At 64.1% G+C, this 18,500-nt stretch carries 21 protein-coding genes; 11 read left to right on the forward strand and 10 right to left on the reverse strand.

Features of this window, described 5'->3' with window-relative positions; translation table 11 throughout:
* Positions 1-840, reverse strand: an 840-nt coding sequence (locus R3280_RS11050; RefSeq protein WP_318998664.1) for a biotin-dependent carboxyltransferase family protein, incomplete at its 3' end; no start/stop codon positions are given.
* Positions 830-1,522, reverse strand: a complete 693-nt coding sequence (gene pxpB / locus R3280_RS11055) for a 5-oxoprolinase subunit PxpB (RefSeq protein WP_318998665.1) — start codon at positions 1,520-1,522, stop codon at positions 830-832. The genes R3280_RS11050 and pxpB, both read right to left, overlap by 11 nt.
* A 96-nt stretch (positions 1,523-1,618) precedes the next feature.
* Here pxpB and R3280_RS11060 point away from each other — a divergent pair, with 96 nt between their 5' ends.
* Positions 1,619-2,920: a diguanylate cyclase domain-containing protein gene (locus R3280_RS11060; RefSeq protein WP_413468771.1), complete on the forward strand. Its 1,302-nt coding sequence runs from the start codon at positions 1,619-1,621 to the stop codon at positions 2,918-2,920.
* Here the strand turns inward: R3280_RS11060 and R3280_RS11065 are convergent.
* Positions 2,901-4,328, reverse strand: a complete 1,428-nt coding sequence (locus tag R3280_RS11065; RefSeq protein WP_318998667.1) for a PLP-dependent aminotransferase family protein — start codon at positions 4,326-4,328, stop codon at positions 2,901-2,903. The two genes, R3280_RS11060 and R3280_RS11065, sit on opposite strands and share 20 nt — an antisense overlap.
* Before the next feature lie 101 nt (positions 4,329-4,429).
* Between R3280_RS11065 and R3280_RS11070 the strand changes: the two genes are divergently transcribed.
* On the forward strand, positions 4,430-5,053 hold the full coding sequence (locus R3280_RS11070) for a pyridoxamine 5'-phosphate oxidase family protein (protein ID WP_318998668.1): 624 nt from the start codon (positions 4,430-4,432) through the stop codon (positions 5,051-5,053).
* A gap of 69 nt (positions 5,054-5,122) precedes the next feature.
* Entirely contained in the window at positions 5,123-5,632 is a 510-nt protein-coding gene (locus R3280_RS11075) for a DUF421 domain-containing protein (protein WP_318998669.1), read from the forward strand.
* A 49-nt stretch (positions 5,633-5,681) separates the two neighbouring features.
* On the opposite strand, the gene tenA is transcribed toward R3280_RS11075, so the two are convergent.
* Positions 5,682-6,350 (reverse strand): thiaminase II, encoded by a 669-nt coding sequence (tenA, locus tag R3280_RS11080; protein WP_318998670.1) that lies wholly within the window; start codon positions 6,348-6,350, stop codon positions 5,682-5,684.
* A 129-nt stretch (positions 6,351-6,479) separates the two neighbouring features.
* On the opposite strand from tenA, the gene R3280_RS11085 reads away from it, so the two are divergent.
* Together R3280_RS11085 and R3280_RS11090 are read left to right on the forward strand one after the other, a co-directional pair.
* Positions 6,480-7,478 carry an LLM class flavin-dependent oxidoreductase gene (locus tag R3280_RS11085; RefSeq protein ID WP_318998671.1) on the forward strand — a complete coding sequence of 333 codons (999 nt, stop codon included), beginning with the start codon at positions 6,480-6,482 and terminating at the stop codon, positions 7,476-7,478.
* A 55-nt stretch (positions 7,479-7,533) separates the two neighbouring features.
* A complete protein-coding gene (locus R3280_RS11090) occupies positions 7,534-7,917 on the forward strand; it encodes a DUF2750 domain-containing protein (protein WP_318998672.1) in 384 nt (127 codons plus the stop codon).
* A 27-nt stretch (positions 7,918-7,944) separates the two neighbouring features.
* Here the strand turns inward: R3280_RS11090 and R3280_RS11095 are convergent, their stop codons facing one another.
* Together R3280_RS11095 and R3280_RS11100 are read right to left on the reverse strand one after the other, a co-directional pair.
* The gene (locus tag R3280_RS11095; RefSeq protein ID WP_318998673.1) at positions 7,945-8,619 is read right to left on the reverse strand and encodes a hypothetical protein; all 675 of its coding nucleotides are present in this window, start codon (positions 8,617-8,619) and stop codon (positions 7,945-7,947) included.
* Between the two features lie 80 nt (positions 8,620-8,699).
* The gene (locus R3280_RS11100) at positions 8,700-9,179 is read right to left on the reverse strand and encodes a nucleoside deaminase (protein WP_318998674.1); all 480 of its coding nucleotides are present in this window, start codon (positions 9,177-9,179) and stop codon (positions 8,700-8,702) included.
* A 133-nt stretch (positions 9,180-9,312) separates the two neighbouring features.
* On the opposite strand from R3280_RS11100, the gene R3280_RS11105 reads away from it, so the two are divergent.
* Positions 9,313-10,635 carry a DASH family cryptochrome gene (locus R3280_RS11105; RefSeq protein WP_318998675.1) on the forward strand — a complete coding sequence of 441 codons (1,323 nt, stop codon included), beginning with the start codon at positions 9,313-9,315 and terminating at the stop codon, positions 10,633-10,635.
* A gap of 25 nt (positions 10,636-10,660) precedes the next feature.
* Here R3280_RS11105 and R3280_RS11110 read toward each other — a convergent pair whose 3' ends face one another.
* Entirely contained in the window at positions 10,661-11,488 is an 828-nt protein-coding gene (locus tag R3280_RS11110; protein ID WP_318998676.1) for a polyphosphate kinase, read from the reverse strand.
* 149 nt (positions 11,489-11,637) lie between these two features.
* Here R3280_RS11110 and R3280_RS11115 point away from each other — a divergent pair, with 149 nt between their 5' ends.
* From R3280_RS11115 to R3280_RS11125, 3 genes are all read left to right on the forward strand, one after another.
* On the forward strand, positions 11,638-12,255 hold the full coding sequence (locus tag R3280_RS11115; protein WP_318998677.1) for a TetR/AcrR family transcriptional regulator: 618 nt from the start codon (positions 11,638-11,640) through the stop codon (positions 12,253-12,255).
* Complete coding sequence (locus R3280_RS11120; protein ID WP_318998678.1) at positions 12,252-13,877, forward strand: NAD(P)/FAD-dependent oxidoreductase; 1,626 nt, start codon at positions 12,252-12,254, stop codon at positions 13,875-13,877. Before R3280_RS11115 ends, R3280_RS11120 begins: the two co-directional genes overlap by 4 nt.
* A gap of 75 nt (positions 13,878-13,952) precedes the next feature.
* Entirely contained in the window at positions 13,953-14,648 is a 696-nt protein-coding gene (locus R3280_RS11125; RefSeq protein WP_318998679.1) for a crotonase/enoyl-CoA hydratase family protein, read from the forward strand.
* Between the two features lie 57 nt (positions 14,649-14,705).
* Here R3280_RS11125 and R3280_RS11130 read toward each other — a convergent pair whose 3' ends face one another.
* The 3 genes from R3280_RS11130 to R3280_RS11140 all read right to left on the reverse strand — a co-directional run bounded on the left by R3280_RS11130 (position 14,706) and on the right by R3280_RS11140 (position 16,983).
* Positions 14,706-14,912 (reverse strand): cold-shock protein, encoded by a 207-nt coding sequence (locus tag R3280_RS11130; protein WP_318998680.1) that lies wholly within the window; start codon positions 14,910-14,912, stop codon positions 14,706-14,708.
* Positions 14,913-15,174: 262 nt separating this feature from the next.
* Entirely contained in the window at positions 15,175-15,939 is a 765-nt protein-coding gene (locus tag R3280_RS11135) for a substrate-binding periplasmic protein (RefSeq protein WP_318998681.1), read from the reverse strand.
* Between the two features lie 138 nt (positions 15,940-16,077).
* A complete protein-coding gene (locus tag R3280_RS11140; protein WP_318998682.1) occupies positions 16,078-16,983 on the reverse strand; it encodes a mechanosensitive ion channel domain-containing protein in 906 nt (301 codons plus the stop codon).
* 250 nt (positions 16,984-17,233) lie between these two features.
* Between R3280_RS11140 and R3280_RS11145 the strand changes: the two genes are divergently transcribed.
* Positions 17,234-18,289 carry a low specificity L-threonine aldolase gene (locus R3280_RS11145; protein WP_318998683.1) on the forward strand — a complete coding sequence of 352 codons (1,056 nt, stop codon included), beginning with the start codon at positions 17,234-17,236 and terminating at the stop codon, positions 18,287-18,289.
* Positions 18,276-18,500, forward strand: coding sequence for a hypothetical protein (locus R3280_RS11150; RefSeq protein WP_318998684.1), 225 nt, complete (start codon positions 18,276-18,278; stop codon positions 18,498-18,500). Before R3280_RS11145 ends, R3280_RS11150 begins: the two co-directional genes overlap by 14 nt.

The raw sequence follows: 18,500 nt of genomic DNA on the forward strand, positions 1-18,500 counted from the left end.
GCCGGGGCCACGCTGGGCCAGCTCACCGGCGTCCAGGGCGCTGATGCAGCCGATCTTGGGGTAGCCGCCGATGGTTTGCCGGTCCCGCATCAGTACGATGGGCTGACCGTCACTGGGCACCTGGATGGCGCCGTAGGCGATGCCTTCCGAGATGATGCCGTCCAGCTCCGAGTGGATGGGCTCGCCGGTGAGCCGATAGCCCATGCGGTCGATCCGTTGGCTTACTTCATAGGTGCCCGTCAAGAATTTCATACGTTCAGGGCGGGCAAATTGCCGATACTGGTAGCCCGGGATCAGCCCCACCTCAAGGTCCCGGCGATAGTCAGGAATCTCCCCCGCCGGCACGCGGACCTCGGGCCTCTGGTCAGCACGCGCAAAGCCGATGCGGTCGCCTTTGGCCAGTTTGCCGCCGTCGCCATGGAGCCCACCCAGACCCTCGCGAACCACGGTGGCACAGCTGCCGAGCCGAGCCGGGGCCTGGAAACCGCCTGCCACGGCGAGATAAGCCCGCAGGCCCGATACCGGCATGCCGAATTCAATGCAATCGCCCCGGCAGAGGTTGTAAGTGCGCCAGGGCGTCGCCTCCCGGCCATTGATGCGGGCGCCGAGATCCGCGCCGGTCATGGCGATGACGGTGTCGTCATGGGCCAGCAGGCTCAACCTGCCGATGCTGATCTCGATCTGGGCGGCATCCAGCGGGTTGCCCAGCAGGCGGTTGGCCCAGAGAAAAGCGTGCTCATCCATGGGTCCGCCAGTGGTGACGCCGATGTGCTGGTAACCCTGGCGACCGGAGTCCTGCAGCAGCGCCAGCAGGCCACCGTCCAATACCTCAAAGCTCATCGAGGTGGCCCCCCAGCGCGATGAATTCCTGCCGGTCAATGGCGCGGAACCTCACCCGGTCACCCACCTGTACCAGCGCCAGCGAATCGCTGTCCCAGTCGATCATCCTGCTTGGCGTGCGGCCGATGATCTGCCAGCCGCCGGGGGTGGCGCTTGGATAGATGGCGGTCTGGGAACCGGCAATGCCGACACTGCCGGTCGGCACTTTCTGCCTGGGGGTCGACTTGCGGGGCAGGGCGATGCGGGGGTCGGTGATGCCAAGGTAGGCGAAGCCGGGGCTGAACCCGATGGCGTAGACCCGGTAGCTCTGGCCGCTGTGGATGTGTATAACCTCGTCGTGCTCCAGGCCGGAGAACCGGCAGACCTCGTCCAGATCCGGGCCCACATCCGGGTGGTAGAAGACCGGCAGTTCGATGGTGTTGACGCCGCTTTCCGTCTGCTCCGTCCTGGGCGCCCGGGCCAGGGTCTGGCGCAGCTGGGCCGCGATCCCGAAACGGTCGGTCAGATTCGGGTTGTAGCAGACCATGACCGAGGTGTAGGAAGGCACCAGGTCGGTGACCAGATGCGCCAGATCATGGCGGATGGACTCGGTGGCCCGCCGCACCAGGGCGGCGGTGTCATCGCTGATGCGATCGCCGAAATAGACGATGCAGGTGCTCTCGTTAACGGCGTCGATTCTCACCCATCTCTCCGGTACAGATTCTGCCTTATCCTACCCGTTGCTAATGCCGGCCGGGAGGGTCGTGGCTTATGACTTGAAAACCCATATAATCGGCTAATGACGCTTTTCGATCACCCCTCTATCGCCAGTTTCACGGACCTTCTGATGGACGCGGTCTGTGTGGTGGACCGTGAGGGTTATCTGCTGTTCGTCAGTGCCGCCGGCGAACGGATCTTCGGTTACAAGCCGGCCGAAATGATCGGCCGGCGTATCCTGGATTTTGTCTACCCGCAAGACCTGGAGAAAACCCTGGCGTCGGCCAACAAGGTCCTTTCCGGCAGCCCGCAACTGGATTTCGAGAACCGCTACCTGCGCAAGGACGGCACCATCGCCCACATCATGTGGTCGGCGCGCTACTCGGAGGCGGACGGAGTGCGGATCGGGGTTGCTCGGGACGTGACCGAGCGCCGCCACTCCGAGTCCATGCGGGCGGCACTTTACGCCATTTCCGAAGCGGCCACCGCCAGCCCGGACCTTGCCAGCCTGTTTGCCCGTATCCACCCGGTGGTGCAGGCCCTGCTGCCGGCGACCAGCTTTACCCTGGCGCTGTGCGAGCCTGCCACCGGCGAGCTCAGCCTGCCGTACTCGGCTCGCCCCGAGGGCGCTTTGGCTGGGCGCCGGCTGGCAGAGGCCGAGAGCATCTGCCGCCGGGTCGTTTCCTGCCGGCGTGCGGTGTGCTTCGGTCCGGCTGGCGCCGGGGCCACCACTTTCAGCAGTCTGGGAGTGCCGATGGAGACCGGCACCGGGGTCATCGGGGCGCTGGCGTTGCAGAGTGAGGTGGAGGGTGACGCCTACTCGCAGCAGGACCGGGAACTGGTCCAGTTCGTGGCGGTACAGCTGGCGGCCGCCACCGAGCGCATCGAGATGCAGGCACGGATGGAGCGCCTCGCCCAGTATGACCAGCTTACCGGGCTGCCCAACCGGGCGCTGTTCTCGGACCGCCTGCAAACGGCCCTGGCGAGGGCGCGCCGACAGCAGTCCCGCCTGGCTTTGCTGTTCCTGGACCTGAACGACTTCAAAACCATCAACGACACCTATGGCCACGCCGTCGGGGACCAGCTGCTGCAGGCCGTCGCCACACGCCTGAGCGGCAGCATCCGCGATATGGATACCGCCGGGCGCATGGGCGGTGACGAGTTCGTGGTCCTCCTGGAAACTGTCGAGCAGGCCGATGACGCCCGTCAGGTCGCGGAAAAACTCAAGGCCGTCCTGCATGAGCCCTACCATCTGGCGGGCCTCAGCCTGCGGCGGAGCCCCAGCATCGGCTGGGCGGTCTACCCCGAAGACGGCGACGACAGCGACAGCCTGATCCGCCACGCCGACCACGCCATGTACCGGGTCAAACGGGGCGCTCACTGAGGGTCCGGACACAGTCGTCGATCTGCCGTTCGCTGGCGCTGGCAAAACCCATCACCAGGCCCGTTCTTGCGTCGTGCCCGATGAAATGCGCGCTCAGGGGTGTGCTGCCAAATCCCCGGCTTCGCAGCCACTGGCTCAGCGCCAGGTCATCACACTCTCCCTCCAGCACCAGGTGCATGCCCGCACTTTCCGCCACCGGCGTGAACTGGCCGGCCAGCTCTGTACTCACCCGGTCCTGGAAGTGGTGCCATTTGTCCCGATAGAGCTGGCGCATGCGCCGCAGGTGGCGGCTGAACTGGCCGCTGACCATGAACTCGGCGATGGTGGCCTGGGCCAGCAGCGGGCTCTCGCCACCGCTTACCCGTTTTGCCTGCGCGAAGTGCTCCACCAGCCCCTCCGGAGCGATCAGGTAACCCACCCGCAGCGCCGGCAGCAGGGTCTTGCTGAAGCTGCCCACGTAAAGCACCGGGGCATTGTCGAACAGGCCCTGAATGGCAGCGAAGGGCTTGTTGTGGAAGTGGAACTCGCTGTCGTAATCGTCCTCGACGATCCAGGTCTGGTTGCACTGGGCCCATTGCAGCAGGGCCATGCGCTGGGCCACGTTCAGCACTCCCCCCATGGGGTACTGATGGGTGGGGGTGCAGAACAGCAGCCGTGCCGGTCCCAGCTCGGCGAGGCCATCCACGTCCAGCACCTGCTGTTTCAGCGGTACCGGCACAATGGGGTTGCCGTGGCGGGTGAGGGCATAGCGGGCGCCCCGGTAACCGGGGCTCTCGCTGAAAACCCGGTCGCCGGGTTGCAGCAGTACATCACCGATCAGCGCTAGCGCCTGTTGTGCGCCCTGGGCGATGATCACCTGCTCGGCCTGGCAGCGGACACCGCGGGCGCTGCGCACATAGTCGGCGATGGCCTGGCGCAGGGGCGCGTAGCCCTCGATGCTGTCATAGCCCCGAAGGCTTCGACGGCTCTCCTGATGATGCAGGATGCGGTTCCAGCTGCGGATAGGAAAGGCGTCCAGGTCCGGCAGGCCTGGCTGAAACGGCAGGTTGGCGTCGTCTCCGGCTCCGGCTCCTGCTACCGGCTTTCGCGGCAGGGGAGGCAGGGTCATGGGAGCGGTCGCCAATGGCCTTGGACGGGCCGGTGGGACCGGTCGCTGGAGCGCCCGCTCGATGTCCTCGTGGACGAACACCCCCTGGCCGCTGCGGCTGCGTACGAACCCCTCGGCTTTGAGCTGCTCGTAGACCGCGTTCACGGTATTGCGGCTGACCCCCAGATCCTGGGCCAGTTGCCGGCTGGAAGGCAGGCGCCGGCCCGGAGGGTAGCGTTGCTCGACGATGCGTTGCGAAAGCTGCTGGTAGAGCTGCTGCTGCAGAGAGGCGGAGCCTTCCAGGTGGATGTCGTCGGTCACGGCAACTGGTCCCAAGAAAATTCGCAATCTGGATCTTTCGATGGTATCAGATGTTTTCTCTAATGGGCTCCTGAATCGCACTGCCGAAGAGGAAGCTTACCGTGACCACCAGAAATTCCGTTGCCGCCGATCCAGCGCCGCTGTCCTGCTGTCCCCGCAGCCAGGTCAGGCGGGCGGCGAAACGTGCCAGCTACGAGCGTGCCCCGGCCTACGCGCTGATCGACCGTCTCAAGACCGCTCATGTGGCTTTCGTGGAGGATGGCGAGCCTCGCATCATTCCTATCACCGCCTGGCGGCTGGACGACGATCTCTACCTTCACACCCTGAACGGCGGTCGCCTGTCACGGCGCCTGGACGCCGGTGTCCAGCTTTGCCTGTCGTTTGCGGTGACCGAACAGTGGGTGATGACCAAGTCCGCCTTCAATCACAGCGCCAACTACCAGTCCCTGGTACTGTTCGGTACCGCCACGCGAGTCACCGAACAGGCCGAGTTCGATGCCGCCTTCCGGGCCATCATCAACCAGTTGGAGCCCGGGCGCTGGGAGCAGGTACGCCTGCCCAATGCCAAAGAGCGCCAGGCCACGGCGCTGTTTCGCATCCCGATCCGGGAGGGTGCGTTCAAGACCCGCACCGGTGGGCCGGTGGAGGAGCCGGAGGACATGGCACTACCGGTGTGGCACGGTACCCTTGATGCTCAGGTTTCGATGCCCGATTCTGTGGTATGACCGCGGGTTTATAACGCCGGGTCATGCAACGCCGGCCGGAACGAGCGGGGTCAACCGGAGGAGGGAATCATGGAGTTCATCTGGGTGTGGAGCAGTTGGGCCTTTGGGCTCGAGGGGCAGGAACTCACGGCCTGGCGCATGGCACTGCGGGCGCTGTTGATCTACATCGTGGGTATCGTGCTTGTGCGGCTCGGCGGCAAGCGTTTTGTCGGCAAATTCTCGGCCTTCGATATCATCATGGCCATCATGATCGGCTCCATCCTCAGCCGCTCGATCCTGACGGAGCAACACTTCATCCCCCACCTGGTGGCCGCCTTCGTGCTGACCGCCCTGCATTACCTGTTCGCCGGCATCGCCTTTCACCAGAGCTGGTTCGGCACCCTGGTGAAGGGCAAGACCCATGTGCTGGTAAAGGAGGGTGAGATCCAGTGGCAGACCATGCGAGAGGCTCACATCAGCGAGAATGATCTCATGTCTGCCCTGCGGGAGGCCGCCAGTGAGGAGGACCTGAGCCGGGTGAGCAAGATGTGCCTGGAGCGCAGCGGCAATATCAGTGTCATTCTGAAGCCGAACGACTGACCCGGCGCGGCGCCCACCAAGGCTTTGCGAGCCCTGGAGCGGGGCCGGTCTACAGGCGTTGTTCCAGGCCCATCTCCCAGAAATCGATCTCCAGCCGGGTGGCCTCGCTGAAGATCCGGCTCAGCTGCTGGAACCGGGCGGGGGTGACCTCCGCCAGGTGGGCATCGAGCCACTGGATTTCCGCCTGCATCGCCTGCTGGAAGTCATCGCTCTCGTACATGCCGATCCAGGCGTCGAATGGATTCTGCTCTCCCCGCAGGGTCTCGGATCTCGAGTTCAGCCAGTTGGCAATCTCGCCGTAGCCCACCATGCAGGGCGCCAGTGCCACGTGCAGGTCCAGCAGGTCGCCGCGGTTGCCGGTATCCAGCACGTAACGGGTGTAGGCCAGGGTAGCCCTGGCTTCCGGCAGGCGTGACAGTTCGTCCTCATTGATGCCCCATTCCCGGCAATAGCTCACATGCAGTCCCAGCTCCACGTCCACAATGGCCTGCAGGCCGGCCTTGGCCTGTTTCAGGTCCGCCAGGGTGGGGCTTTTGTAGGCCGCCAGCGCAAAGGCCCTGGCGAACTGGATCAGGAACAGGTAGTCCTGCTTGAGGTAATGGCGAAAGGCATCAGGTGCCAGTGAGGCATTCCCCAGTTGGCGTACGAAGTCATGGTTGATGTAGGCCTGCCACTCGTGGTGGCAACTTTTCTTCAGGTCCTCGAATCGGTAGCTCATTGCAAGTCCTTGTGTTCGGGCGCCCCGGCGGTGATGGAAAGCCGTTGGGGTTAGAGTTTAAGCTGAGTGTACAAAGTTTGCGTCACGATCGAAAAAACCATGCCCGATGACCCGCTGATTCGTAACCCCATGTCTGGACAACCTGATTACTCGCTGCTGGAATTGGCCTCGGTTCGCGAGGGCGACTCGGTGGGCACCACTCTGGCCAACAGCGTCGCCTACGCCCGGCATGCCGAAGCACTGGGTTTCAAGCGATTCTGGCTGGCCGAGCACCACAACATGGAAGGTATCAGCAGCTCGGCCACCTCGGTGCTGATCGGCCACATTGCCGGCAAGACCGAATCCATCCGGGTCGGTTCCGGCGGCGTGATGCTGCCCAATCATCCGCCCCTGGTGATCGCCGAGCAGTTCGGCACCCTGGAAAGTCTCTACCCGGGTCGCATCGACTTGGGCCTGGGTCGGGCACCCGGCACCGATCCGGTCACTTCCCGGGCGCTGCGGCGGGATGGTCTTGGGCCGGAGCAGTTCCCCGAGGATGTGGCGCGGCTGCAGGCCCTGCTGGGGCCATTGCAGCCCGGCCAGCAGGTGAAGGCGATTCCCGGTGCCGGCACCAACGTGCCGATCTGGCTGCTGGGCTCCAGTCTCTACAGCGCCCAGCTGGCGGCCATGTACGGGCTGCCCTACGCCTTTGCTGGCCATTTTGCGCCGCGCCTTTACCGTGAGGCCCTGCGGGTCTACCGCAGCCAGTTCCGGCCCTCACAGCAAATGTCGCGGCCCCACGGCATGCTGGCGCTGCCGGCGGTTCCGGCCGAGACCCTGGCGGAGGCAAGATGGCTCACCACCACCAGCTACCAGCGGATCCTGGCGCTGTTCCGCGGCCAGCCGTTGTGGATGAAGCCACCGGTGGAAACCATGGACGGCCTCTGGAATGCCGGTGAGGCCGCCGCCGTGAAGGATTTCCTGGCGCTGCAGGTGATGGGGTCCGCAGAGGATCTGAACCGCCAGCTGGAGCCGATCCTCGCCGGCGTGGAGGTGGAGGAGCTGATGTTCACCGTGGACATCCACGACCCCGAAAAGCGTCGCCGCGCGCTGGACATTCTGGCGGCGAGCCGCGATTCTCGGAACTGAACCGCCGGTTCTTGTAATGCCACGACTGTCCCTCGATCCAACAATGAGTCAGACCATGAGCAACAATCCCCTGAATGCCGTACTCGAGCTCGACGGCGAAGAACGCTACGACTATTTTCTCAGCCAGGTGGCCGAGGACCGGGAGGTCTGGATTCTGGTCAATGCGGACAACCGGTTCCTGAAGATCGTGGCTGAGGACGGCGAGATCGAGCACCTGCCGGTGTGGCCCAGTGCGGAGTTCGCCGCCGAATACGCTAAGGGCTCTGACGACCTGTCCCCCAGGGCGATTCCGCTGCCGGATTTTTTCCGCAAATGGGTGCCTGGGCTGGCCCGGGACGGACTCGATGTCGGGGTGTTTCCCGGCCTTGATGACACCCTGTGGATCACCGAGCCGGAGGAGCTCAAGCGCGATCTGCAGGAGGCCATGGACAGCTTCTGACCCGCTCCTGAGGGTGCCTTCAGCCGATCACCAGGCCAGCCAGATGGTGTGGCGGGCGCCCTTGCCGGGCCGCAAGGCCCGCACCACCACCGCCTCCACGGCAAAGCCGGCTCGTCGCAGGCGCTCGGTGAAGGCGGGTTCCGGGCCGGCCGACCAGTAGGCCAGCACGCCCTCGTGCCTGAGGGCCCGCTGGGCCGCGGCGATGCCGGCCGGCGTGTAGAGCCAGTTGTTCTCCTTGCGGGTAAGCCCTTCCGGGCCGTTGTCCACGTCCAGCAGGATGGCATCGTAGGCCCCGTCACCGCTTCGCAGCAGTTCCGCCACATCGCCGATATGAACCCGGGTCCGGGGGTCGTTGAGGGGATTGCCGGCGGCGGCCCCCAGGGGCCCCCGGTTCCACACTTCCACCTCCGGCACCAGTTCCGCGACGGTCACAGTAGCCGACTGCCCCAGTGACGCCAAGGCGGCAGCCAGGGTAAAGCCCATGCCCAGACCGCCGATCAGAACATGAGGCTCGGGCTGGTCCGCGATCCGCTCGCAGGCCAGCGTGGCCAGGGCGTCCTCGGAGCCATGAAGCCGGCTGTTCATCAGCTCACCGGTGGTGCCGGCGATCTTAATGGAGAACTCATCGTTGCGTTGCAGCAGGCGAAGCTGGGTCCCCTTGCCGGGGATGGTGGCCGTGCCTATCTCGGTAAAACGTGCCATGGCGGCTCTGGGGATGGTCAAAGAAGGCGATGATAGCCTGCCCGGAGGCTTGGGGCACCTCCGGACGCAGCCGGGTGAGCCTAGCCCTTGCCGTGGTAGCGCCGGTGCAGGTCGCGAACCGCCTCCGCCAGGGCCGGAAAGGGCCCTTCCACCGGCACGCCGGGTACAACCTCGTTGATGGCCAGAGCCTTCACCGGCGGCGCTGGAACCTGCATTTCCTCCAGCCAGCCCAGCAACTGGCTCGAGGAGCTGGCATAGACGATCCGGCCCAGGCCCACCCAGCCGTGCGCTGCGGCACACATGGGGCAGTGTTCGCCGGAGGTATAGACAGTGGCGGCAGCGCGCTCGTCCGGGGTCATGTTGGCGGCGGCCCAGCGTGCCAGCGCAAATTCCGGATGGCGGGTGTTGTCGCCGCTGGCGGTCTCGTTGTGGCCTTCCTGGCGGACATCCCCATGTTCGTCCACCAGTACCGAGCCGAAGGGGTCGTTGCCGCTGTCCAGGGCCATGGTGGCCAGCTCGATGCAGCGGTCCAGGTGCTTGATATCGGTCTCGTCGATCATCGGTGCCTCCTGAGCTGGTGGATAGCGTCGGCGTTAGTCGCCAGTGTAGCAGTTGCCGGTTCTGGTCCGACGCCGGCAGAACTTATTTGGCGGTCTGAGCGTATTCCGCACAACGACAAAGGGGACTTGAGCATTGCACACACTTTACTGGTTTACCCGCGATCTCCGGCTCCATGACAACGCAGCGCTGCTGGCGGCTGCCCGCTCGGACATGCTGCTGTGCGTGTTCGTGGTGGAGCCTGACTGGTTTTCTCCCGGGCCTTTCCAGTGCCGCATCATGGGGGATCACCGCTGGCGCTTTCTGTGGCAGAGCCTGATGGCGCTGGAGCGCAGTCTGCGGCCGCTGGGACAGCGGCTGCATATTGCCTTCGGCGACCCCGAAGAGGTTATTCCGGAGCTGGTGCACGACCACGGCATCGACCGGGTAGTACGCTCGCGCCTGCCGGGCACCCGTGAGGCCGGACAATGGCAGAGCCTGCAGGAGCGCTTGCCCAAGACCGTGTTCCAGCAGTTCGAGACCCTTGGCCTGTTCACCGAAGGCTCGCTGCCCATGCCCCTGGCCGAGTTGCCGGATACTTTCTCCCAGTTCCGCAAGCGGGTAGAGAAAGCCGGTGCCCGCAACGCCGAGGCGCTGCGCATCCGTACCCTGACGGCCTTGCCGCCGGCGCCGGGTTTTCCCGAGGACAATCGGGGCCTGTGCCCGGCCATACCCGAACCCCTGCAGCCGCTGCTGTCCATCGGCGGTGAAGCAGCCGGGCTGGAGAGGCTGCACAGGTTCCTGTTCGAGGATCACGGCATCGCGCGCTACAAGCAGACCCGAAACGCCCTGGATGACCCGGACGCCTACTCCCGGCTCTCCCCCTGGCTGGCGAACGGCAGCGTCTCGGCCCGGGAGGTGGCCGAAACCCTTGCCGATTACGAGCGCCGGCATGTGAAAAACGACTCCACCTACTGGCTCTGGTTCGAGCTGCTGTGGCGGGAGTATTTCCATTGGTATGCCTTCCGCCACGGCGCCCGCCTCTTCCGCCGCGATGGGGTCCAGCGGCGCAAACGCAATGTGTCCTTCTACCCCCATCGCTTCAAGGCCTGGTGTGCCGGCAGCACCGAGTATCCTCTGGTGAACGCCGCCATGAACCAGCTGCGGGAGACTGGCTACATCAGCAACCGCTGCCGCCAGATCGTTGCCAGTTGCCTGGTGAACGAGCTGGAGCTGGACTGGCGCTACGGCGCCGCCTGGTTCGAGGAGCAGCTGGTGGACTACGACGTGGCCAGCAACTATGGCAACTGGCAGTACCTGGCGGGGGTAGGCGCGGACCCCCGGGGCTTGCGGCATTTCAATCTCGACAAACAGGCCGAAGAGTTCGACCCTGACGGCGAGTTCGTCACCCGCTGGCGCGGCCGCTCCTCCCAGCCGGTCGGCCTGCACCTGGTGGACGCCGCCGACTGGCCGGTGTGAGCCAGGGTGAGCGCCGGGCCAGACCCTAGCCTTTCAGCAGCTTCCGGTATTTGTCCAGCACCGCCTGGTCCGAGGGTGGGTACTCCGGCGCCAGGCTCCTGAGCTGATCCGCTAGCAGCCGGGCGATGATGGCGCGGGCATCGGGTTTGTTGTCGCCGGGGATGATCAGCCAGGGTGCCTCGGGCAGATGAGTCGCGGCGATGGCGGCCTCGGTGTACTGTAATAGCTCATCCCGGCGCTCCCAGGCGCTGATATCCGCCGGATCGAATTTCCACTGCTTGTGGGGCTTGTCCAGGCGTTTGAGCAGCCGGCGCCGATGTTCCTTCTCCGACAGGTTGAGCCAGAACTTCAGCACGGTGGTGCCCTCCTGCACCAGATGGCGCTCGAAGAACCGGATCGAGGCATAGCGCGCCTCCCAGTCGTAAGCGTGGTCTTTCCACACCGGCCAGGCCCGTTCCGCAATCACTGCCTCGTGATGGCTTCGGCTGAAGGCCGCCACCTCTCCAAAGCCCGGCAGCAGCGGCACTGCCCGCCACAGGAAATCGTGGCGCTGTTCGGCGCCCTCGGGGCGGGAGAACGACCAGGCATGGAAACCGGCCGGGTCCATGTAGGCGGCCAGGGTCCGGATCAGGCTGTCCTTGCCGCTGGCGTCCAGCCCGTGAACGATGAACAGCAGGCTTTTGGCCCGGTTGGCCCAGAGCCGGCGATGGTGCTCACCGATGTCCTTCAGGCTGGTCTCCAGGTCCGGCAGTGCGAGGTCGTCGGCGACGGCGGTGGGGTAATCGGCGAGCACCGGGGTGTCGTGCCGGTAATGCCAGGTCTCGGCCGGGAAGCTGTTGGAAATCTCTGCCATTGGCTGGGTCCTCGCGTGGATGTGTTGCCTCCCCATCACTGTAGCCGCTGAAGCTGAAATTTCATTTGACGGCGTGACGGGTTTCGTGATGTTATCCATGATAACAATGTTATCGGCGTTAACTCACAACGAATCCAGGTAGCGACTGCATGCAAAGACCGGCCTATCATCACGGTGACCTGCCCCAGCAGGCCCATCAGCTGGCACTGGAGACCCTGAGGGCGGAGGGCGATGCCGCCCTTAGCCTCCGCGGCCTGGCCAAGCAGCTGGGGGTCAGTGCTCCGGCCCTGTACCGCCATTATGCCGACCGGGAGAGTCTGCTGGCGGAGCTGGCCATTGCCGGTTTCACCAGCCTGCGGGAGCGTCTGCTCGGTGTGGATCAGGCGGAGCCGCGGCGGGCCCTGATTGATATCGGCCTGGTCTATGTCGCCTTCGCCCAGGACGAACCCAATCTCTACCGCCTCATGTTCGGCGGCCGGGTGCTGCCCAAAGCGGGTCACCCGCGGCTGGAGGCGGCCGGCCGTGGCGCCTTCCAGGTGCTGGAGGACACCATCGCCCGCGGCCAGCGCTGCGGCTACCTCAAGCCCGTGCCCCTGGCCCTGATGACGGCGGCCGCCTGGTCGCTGGTGCACGGCCTTTCGCAACTGACCATCGATGGCCACCTTCCCGGTGGCCGCGCTGAACCCATGCTGGCCGAAGGGGTACTGACCCTGCTGATGGATGGCTCGGTATCCCGCTCTGAGAACACCCAGGAGAATCCGCTATGAGCAGCCCCAAACCCAGTACCATCCGTGTCGGCCGTCGCTATCGGGCCAATCGCCTCGATGGCCCCTATGACGCCATTGTGATCGGCTCCGGCATTGGCGGGCTGACCACCGCCGCCTGCCTTAGCAAACTGGGCCGCAAGGTGGTGGTGCTGGAACAGCACTACACCGCCGGCGGCTTTACCCACAGCTACGACCGCAACGGCTACGAATGGGATGTGGGTGTGCACTACATCGGCGACATGGGGGCGGACCACACCCTGGGCAAGCGCCTGTTCGACCACATCACTGACGGCCAGCTCAAATGGGCACCCCTGGACGATCACTACGACCGCATTTTCATCGGTGACCGCCACGTGGACCTGGTGGCCGGCCCCGAGGCCTTCAAGGCGGAGCTGAAAGCGGCCTTCCCCAGTGAGGAAGCGGCTATTGATACCTACCTGGTGTACTTGCGTCAGGTGGCCAAGGCCATGCCCGGCCTGGTGCTGGGCAAGGTCCTGCCGGACCTGGCGGCCGGCCCCCTGCGTAAGCTGGTGGGCCGGGTGGCCCCGGACTATCTCAACCGGCCCACCCGGGAGGTGCTCGAAGGGCTGACCGACAATCAGGAGCTGATCGCCGTGCTCACCGGCCAGTGGGGCGACAACGGTCTGCCGCCGGCCGAGTCCAGCTTTATCATTCACGCCCTGATTGCCCGCCACTACCTGTACGGCGGCTATTATCCGGTGGGCGGAGCGTCGGAAATCGCCAAGACCATCATTCCGGTGATCCAGCGCGCCGGCGGTGAGGTGCTCACCTACGCCGATGTGAAACAGATACTGGTGGAGAAAGGCCGCGCCGTGGGGGTGCTCATGGCGGATGGCGAGGAGGTGAGGGCGCCCGTGGTGTTCAGCAACGCCGGGGTGTTCAATACCTTTGACCGCCTGCTGCCGGAAGACGCGCCCCACAGGGACTACTATCGCCAGAAGCTAGAGACAGTGCAGCGCTCCATGGCCAGCAACTGTCTGTACATCGGGCTCGAGGATACCGCCGAGAACCTGCAGCTGCCGCGCACCAATTACTGGATCTATCCGGGCCCGGACTACGAGAAGCAGGTAAGCGACTTCATGGCGGCACCGGATGACACCGACATTCCGTTGACCTACATCTCCTTCCCCTCCGCCAAGGACCCCAGCTTTGCCAGCCGCTACCCCGGCCGGGCCACCATCGAGATCGTGGCGCCGGGCCCCTACGAGTGGTACGCGGACTGGGCCGACAGGACCTGGGGCAAGCGTGGTGAGGAATACGAGGCGAAAAAAGAAGCCTACGCCCAGCGCCTGCTGGCCAAACTCTACGACAAGTTCCCGCATCTGGAGGGCAAGGTGGATTATTATGAGCTTTCCACGCCGCTCTCCACCGATTACTTCTGCCGCTACAGCAAGGGCGAGATCTACGGCCTGGACCACACCCCGGAGCGTTTCGAGCAGGACTGGCTCAAGCCCAAGACCCGGATCCCCGGCCTCTACCTGACCGGTCAGGACGTCATGACCTGCGGCGTGGCCGGAGGCATGATCGGGGGGCTGCTGGCGGCTATCTCGGCAAGTGGCTTAAGGGGTCTGGCCCTGGCCCGGCGGATGTTCATGGGGTGAAATGGCTTTGAAGCCGATCCCGGAAGCTGGCAGAGTGCGTTGCAACCGAATTCAACACCACAAGAGGACAGGCCCGTGACGGACCTTGTAAGTTACGAACTGAACGAAGGCATTGCCACCATCACCATCACCAACGGCAAGGCCAATGCCTTGAGCCACCCGGTCTTCGAGGCCCTGAACCGGGCCCTGGATCAGGCCGAGCAGGACAAGGCGGTGGTCATCCTGACCGGCCAGACCGGAATCTTCTCAGGCGGTTACGACCTCAAGGAAATGCAGAAGGGCCCCCAGGAGGCTGCCAGCCTGGTCAAGGTGGGTTCCACCCTGGCCCGTCGCCTGGCCGGATTCCCGCTGCCGGTGATTGCGGCCTGCAGTGGCCACGCCATTGCCAAGGGCGCGTTCATCCTGCTCTCAGTGGATTACCGAATCGGGGTGGAAGGCGGCTTCAAGCTGGGCCTGAACGAGGTGGCCATCGGCATGACCATGCACCATGCCGGTATCGAGATTGCCCGTCATCGTCTGTCGCCGTCGCATTTCTATCGGTCAGTGGTGAATGCGGAAATCTTCGAGCCGGAGCAGGCGGTAACGGCCGGCTTCCTGGATGAGATCGTGGCGCCGGGCCAGCTGATGGCGCGGGCGACTGCGGTGGCCGAAGCCTTCAAGAAGCTGAACATGCGGGCGCATCAGCAGACCAAGCAGAAAACCAAGGCGGATTATCTGGCCCTGCTGGACCGCTGCATCGAGACCGATGCCAAGCACCTGGGCCTGCAGTAATCAGCAGACGCAAAAAAGGCAGCCGAGGCTGCCTTTTTTCATCATGTGGTCGGCTAGTTAGATAGCGACTACATTTTCCGCCTGGGGGCCTTTCTGGCCCTGAGTCACGGTGAACTCAACCTGCTGGCCTTCTGCCAGGGTCTTGAAGCCGCTGCCCTGAATGGCGCTGAAGTGAACGAAAACGTCCGGGCCGCTCTCACGAGTGATAAAGCCAAAGCCTTTTGCTTCGTTGAAGAACTTGACGGTGCCGGTAGTAGTAGACATGGATAAATTTCCTGATTCTGGTCATTAAGTTTGCCGCCGTTCCATCGGAATGATGGCCGATCGGCGTTGCGCGGAAAAAATATGAAGGATCAAAAACAGGACGTGAACTACCAAAAACTCGACAGGCGTCTTATTCGTGAACTGCTGAACAAATCTTTTCTACGCGGCCACAGTACCCCAGGTTGATGGGATCGCCAAGCTTTTATTGGTACGTAATAACCAGCAGCCCCGCTGCGGGTGCGCGATTCTGGGCGCTGATGCCTCAGGACCGGTCGGCAGGGGCCAGCCAGCGATCCAGCAGACGCCGGTATTCGCCCTTCTCGATCAGGATTTCAAGGCCCTGCTGGAACAGCCGGGCGGCTTTGCCACCCTCCGGATGGCTCTTGGAAAAGAAAATGTAGACAGGCACCTCCTGAATCAGACCGACCGCCTCGACCTTGCCTTTGAGGGAGGGACTGGAGGCATTCGCCACGATGGATCGGCCAATCTGTTCGGTTACCAGGGCGTAATCGGAGCGGCCCAGGGCGAGCATTTTCATGCTGGCCTCATCGGAGGGAGCGACAGTCTTTTTGACCCGGTCATTCTGATCAATGGCGTCGGTGTAGAAGAAGCCGCGGGTCACCGAAACCCGTTTGCCCTCCATGTCCTCCGCCGAGAGACCCTGTTCCCGGTTGCCGGTCCGGCCCCAGATCATCAGGCGCACGCTGGTCAGCGGTGTCTGATGCCAGTGGAAGTCGTCGCGGTTGGAGTCATCGATGGCACCGGTGAAACCGCCGCTCACCTGGCCGGTTTCGGTGAGCATCAGGGCCCGGGGAAAAGGGCCGACGACAAACCTCACGTCCCTGTCCACTTCGGCATAGGCGGCACTGGCCAGCTCGGGCACCAGACCCACCAGCTCACCGTCCACCTCGGCCGAGAAAGGGTAGTAATCATCCTCCGCCGCCAGGACGATGGATTCCGCCGCCAGGCTGGAGCTCAACAGACTGAGCAGGATCACGAAAAACGCAGAAACAGTGCCATGGGCCATACTTCGACCTCAAATTGCCGGGCGGGCCGGGAAACCGGAAAGAACCGGCAGACGCTGGCTAGGGCCGCCTCCGGATCGCATTTCACGAGCTTAGTCCAGCCCCGGCGGTTTTTCGAATGCCAGCGTCATCGCCGGTGGTTACGGCATGTCGTCCTCAGCGGCGTCTTCCGCAGGCTTGTCGTCGGCGGGCTTGGTTTTCTTGGCGGAGAAGTTGGTGGTGGCGAACACCTCGGACAGGATCGCCTGCTCAATGTAGCTGCGCTGGCCGGATTTGGCGGGCAGCCGCACGGTGAGATGGATCTCACTGGCAACCGGTGCCTGGATGATGACCCTCGGGTCCACCGACGGCACTTCCAGGCCGCGGGAGACGCCTACCTTGTTCATGTACTTGCGCACTGACTCCAGGTAGGGCGCGCAGTGGCGATTGGCGGCCTCCAGCAAGGCCTTCTGGGCCGCGTGCCAGTCGTCCTCGCGTTTGAAGGGCACAGTGAAGACGTGAAAATCCCAGTGGTCGGTAAAGCTTTCATTGATCACCGGCTCGGAAACGAACAGGGCGTTGGGAATCACGATCATGCGACCGGTACGCTGGTGGCTGGTCTTGCCCGGGCCTACCTCCAGAATGGTGGTGGCGAGCAGGCTCTGGTCGATGACATCGCCGCGGAAATCCTTGACCTGGATGCGGTCACCAATATTAAAGGAACCCGCGCCGCCCTTGAGGATGGCACCGCTGACGCACAGGATCAGCTCCTTGGTGGCCACCACGAAAGCCACCGCAATGGCCACGATGGACAGCGCCAGGGCCCGGATCTGGTCACCCCAGATCATAACCAGCCCGAGCACCGCGATCAGCAGGAAGGCGTTACGGGAGTTGACCAGCAACCGGCCTCGCAACTCCGATGAGGATACGTTCCGGCGAATAAAGCGGGCTGTCAGAGTGCGCAGGATAATAACCGCAAGGATCAGCAAGAAGGTACTGATCACCAGTCTCAGCATGGAGTCCGGCAGGGTAAAGTTCTGCGGTATCCAGGCCATACTCTCTAGCATTGTCCGTTCCTTACGATTGTCTGTGGAGACCGGCCAGTGTCGGTTGAAACCGGTTATTGAACAATAGCGAGTTTTGCGACCCCGGCGCCAGCGCACCAGCGCCGGGGCCAGATCGCCGACCCGCTCAAGCCTGTCCGGCCGTCGTAACCGTTCGATCCAGAATTGAGGTCAGGGGTTGCGCTGGCGGTTTCGCGGTCTTCGTGGTAAACGAAAGGGTCATCTATCTGCTTACGCTGACAGGAGAAAGCTTTTGTCCCAGTCCGAACAGTTTGCCAGTGACAACTATAGCGGCGTCTGCCCACAGGCCTGGGCGGCCATGGCGGAGGCCAACCGGGCGGACGAACCGGCCTACGGCGAGGACGCCTGGACCCAGCGGGCCTCGGACGGTCTGCGGGCGCTGTTCGACACCGACTGCGATGTCTACTTTGTGTTCAACGGCACGGCCGCCAATTCCCTGGCCCTGGCCTCCATGGGGCAGTCGTTTCACAGCGTGATCTGCCACGAGGTGGCCCACATCGAGACCGACGAGTGCGGCGGCCCGGAGTACGCCTCCAACGGCGCCAAGCTGCTGCTGGGGCAGGGCGCAGACGGCAAGCTGACCCCCGAGAGCATCGAGCAGCTGGTGACCCGGCGCACCGACATCCACTACCCAAAGCCCAAGGCCTTGAGCGTGACCCAGGCCACCGAGCTGGGCACTGTTTACACACCGGACGAGCTGCGGGCCATTCGCGCCGTCGCGGATCGCCACAAGCTCAGCATCCACATGGACGGCGCCCGTTTCGCCAACGCGGTGGCGGCGCTGGGTGTGCACCCGTCCGAGATCACCTGGAAAGTGGGGGTGGACGTGCTCTGCTTCTCCGGTACCAAGAACGGCCTGGCGCTGGGGGAGGCCGTGGTGTTCTTCAACCGGGCCCTGGCGGAGGATTTCGAATGGCGCTGCAAGCAGGCCGGTCAGCTCTGCTCCAAGATGCGCTTCATCTCTGCGCCCTGGTGCGGCCTGCTGGCCAATAACGTCTGGCTGGACAATGCCTGTCACGCCAATGCCTGCGCGGAGCGACTGGCTGACGGCCTGGCCGGTCTGCCCGGGGTGGAGTTGCGCTACCCCCGCCAGGTCAACGGCGTGTTCGTGGATATGCCGGAAGCTCTGCAGGCGGCCCTGAGGGCAAAGGGCTGGCGCTTCTACAACTTCATTGGCGGCTGCTGCCGGCTGATGTGCTCCTGGGCCACCAACACGGATCAGGTGGACCGATTTCTGGCAGACGTGCGGATGTTGGTCTCCAAGGGCGGGGCCGATGGATTCCGCTGACTGGGACGCTATCCTGGACACCATACCGGACGTCCGGGACGGCCTGACCCGTACCGAGCGAATCATCCTGTACGTCCTCCATGAGACCCAGAGGGAGCTTGGTGATCGGTCGGTACCCACCGTGATGCTTTACGGGCGGGTGGTGGAACACGTCAACCTCACCGAGGCTGAGTTGCACGAGTATCTGGATCGGCTGGGGGTGAGGGGCTGA

This window comes from Marinobacter sp., assembly GCF_033722195.1.
In the GTDB taxonomy this organism is placed as follows: Bacteria; Pseudomonadota; Gammaproteobacteria; order Pseudomonadales; family Oleiphilaceae; genus Marinobacter.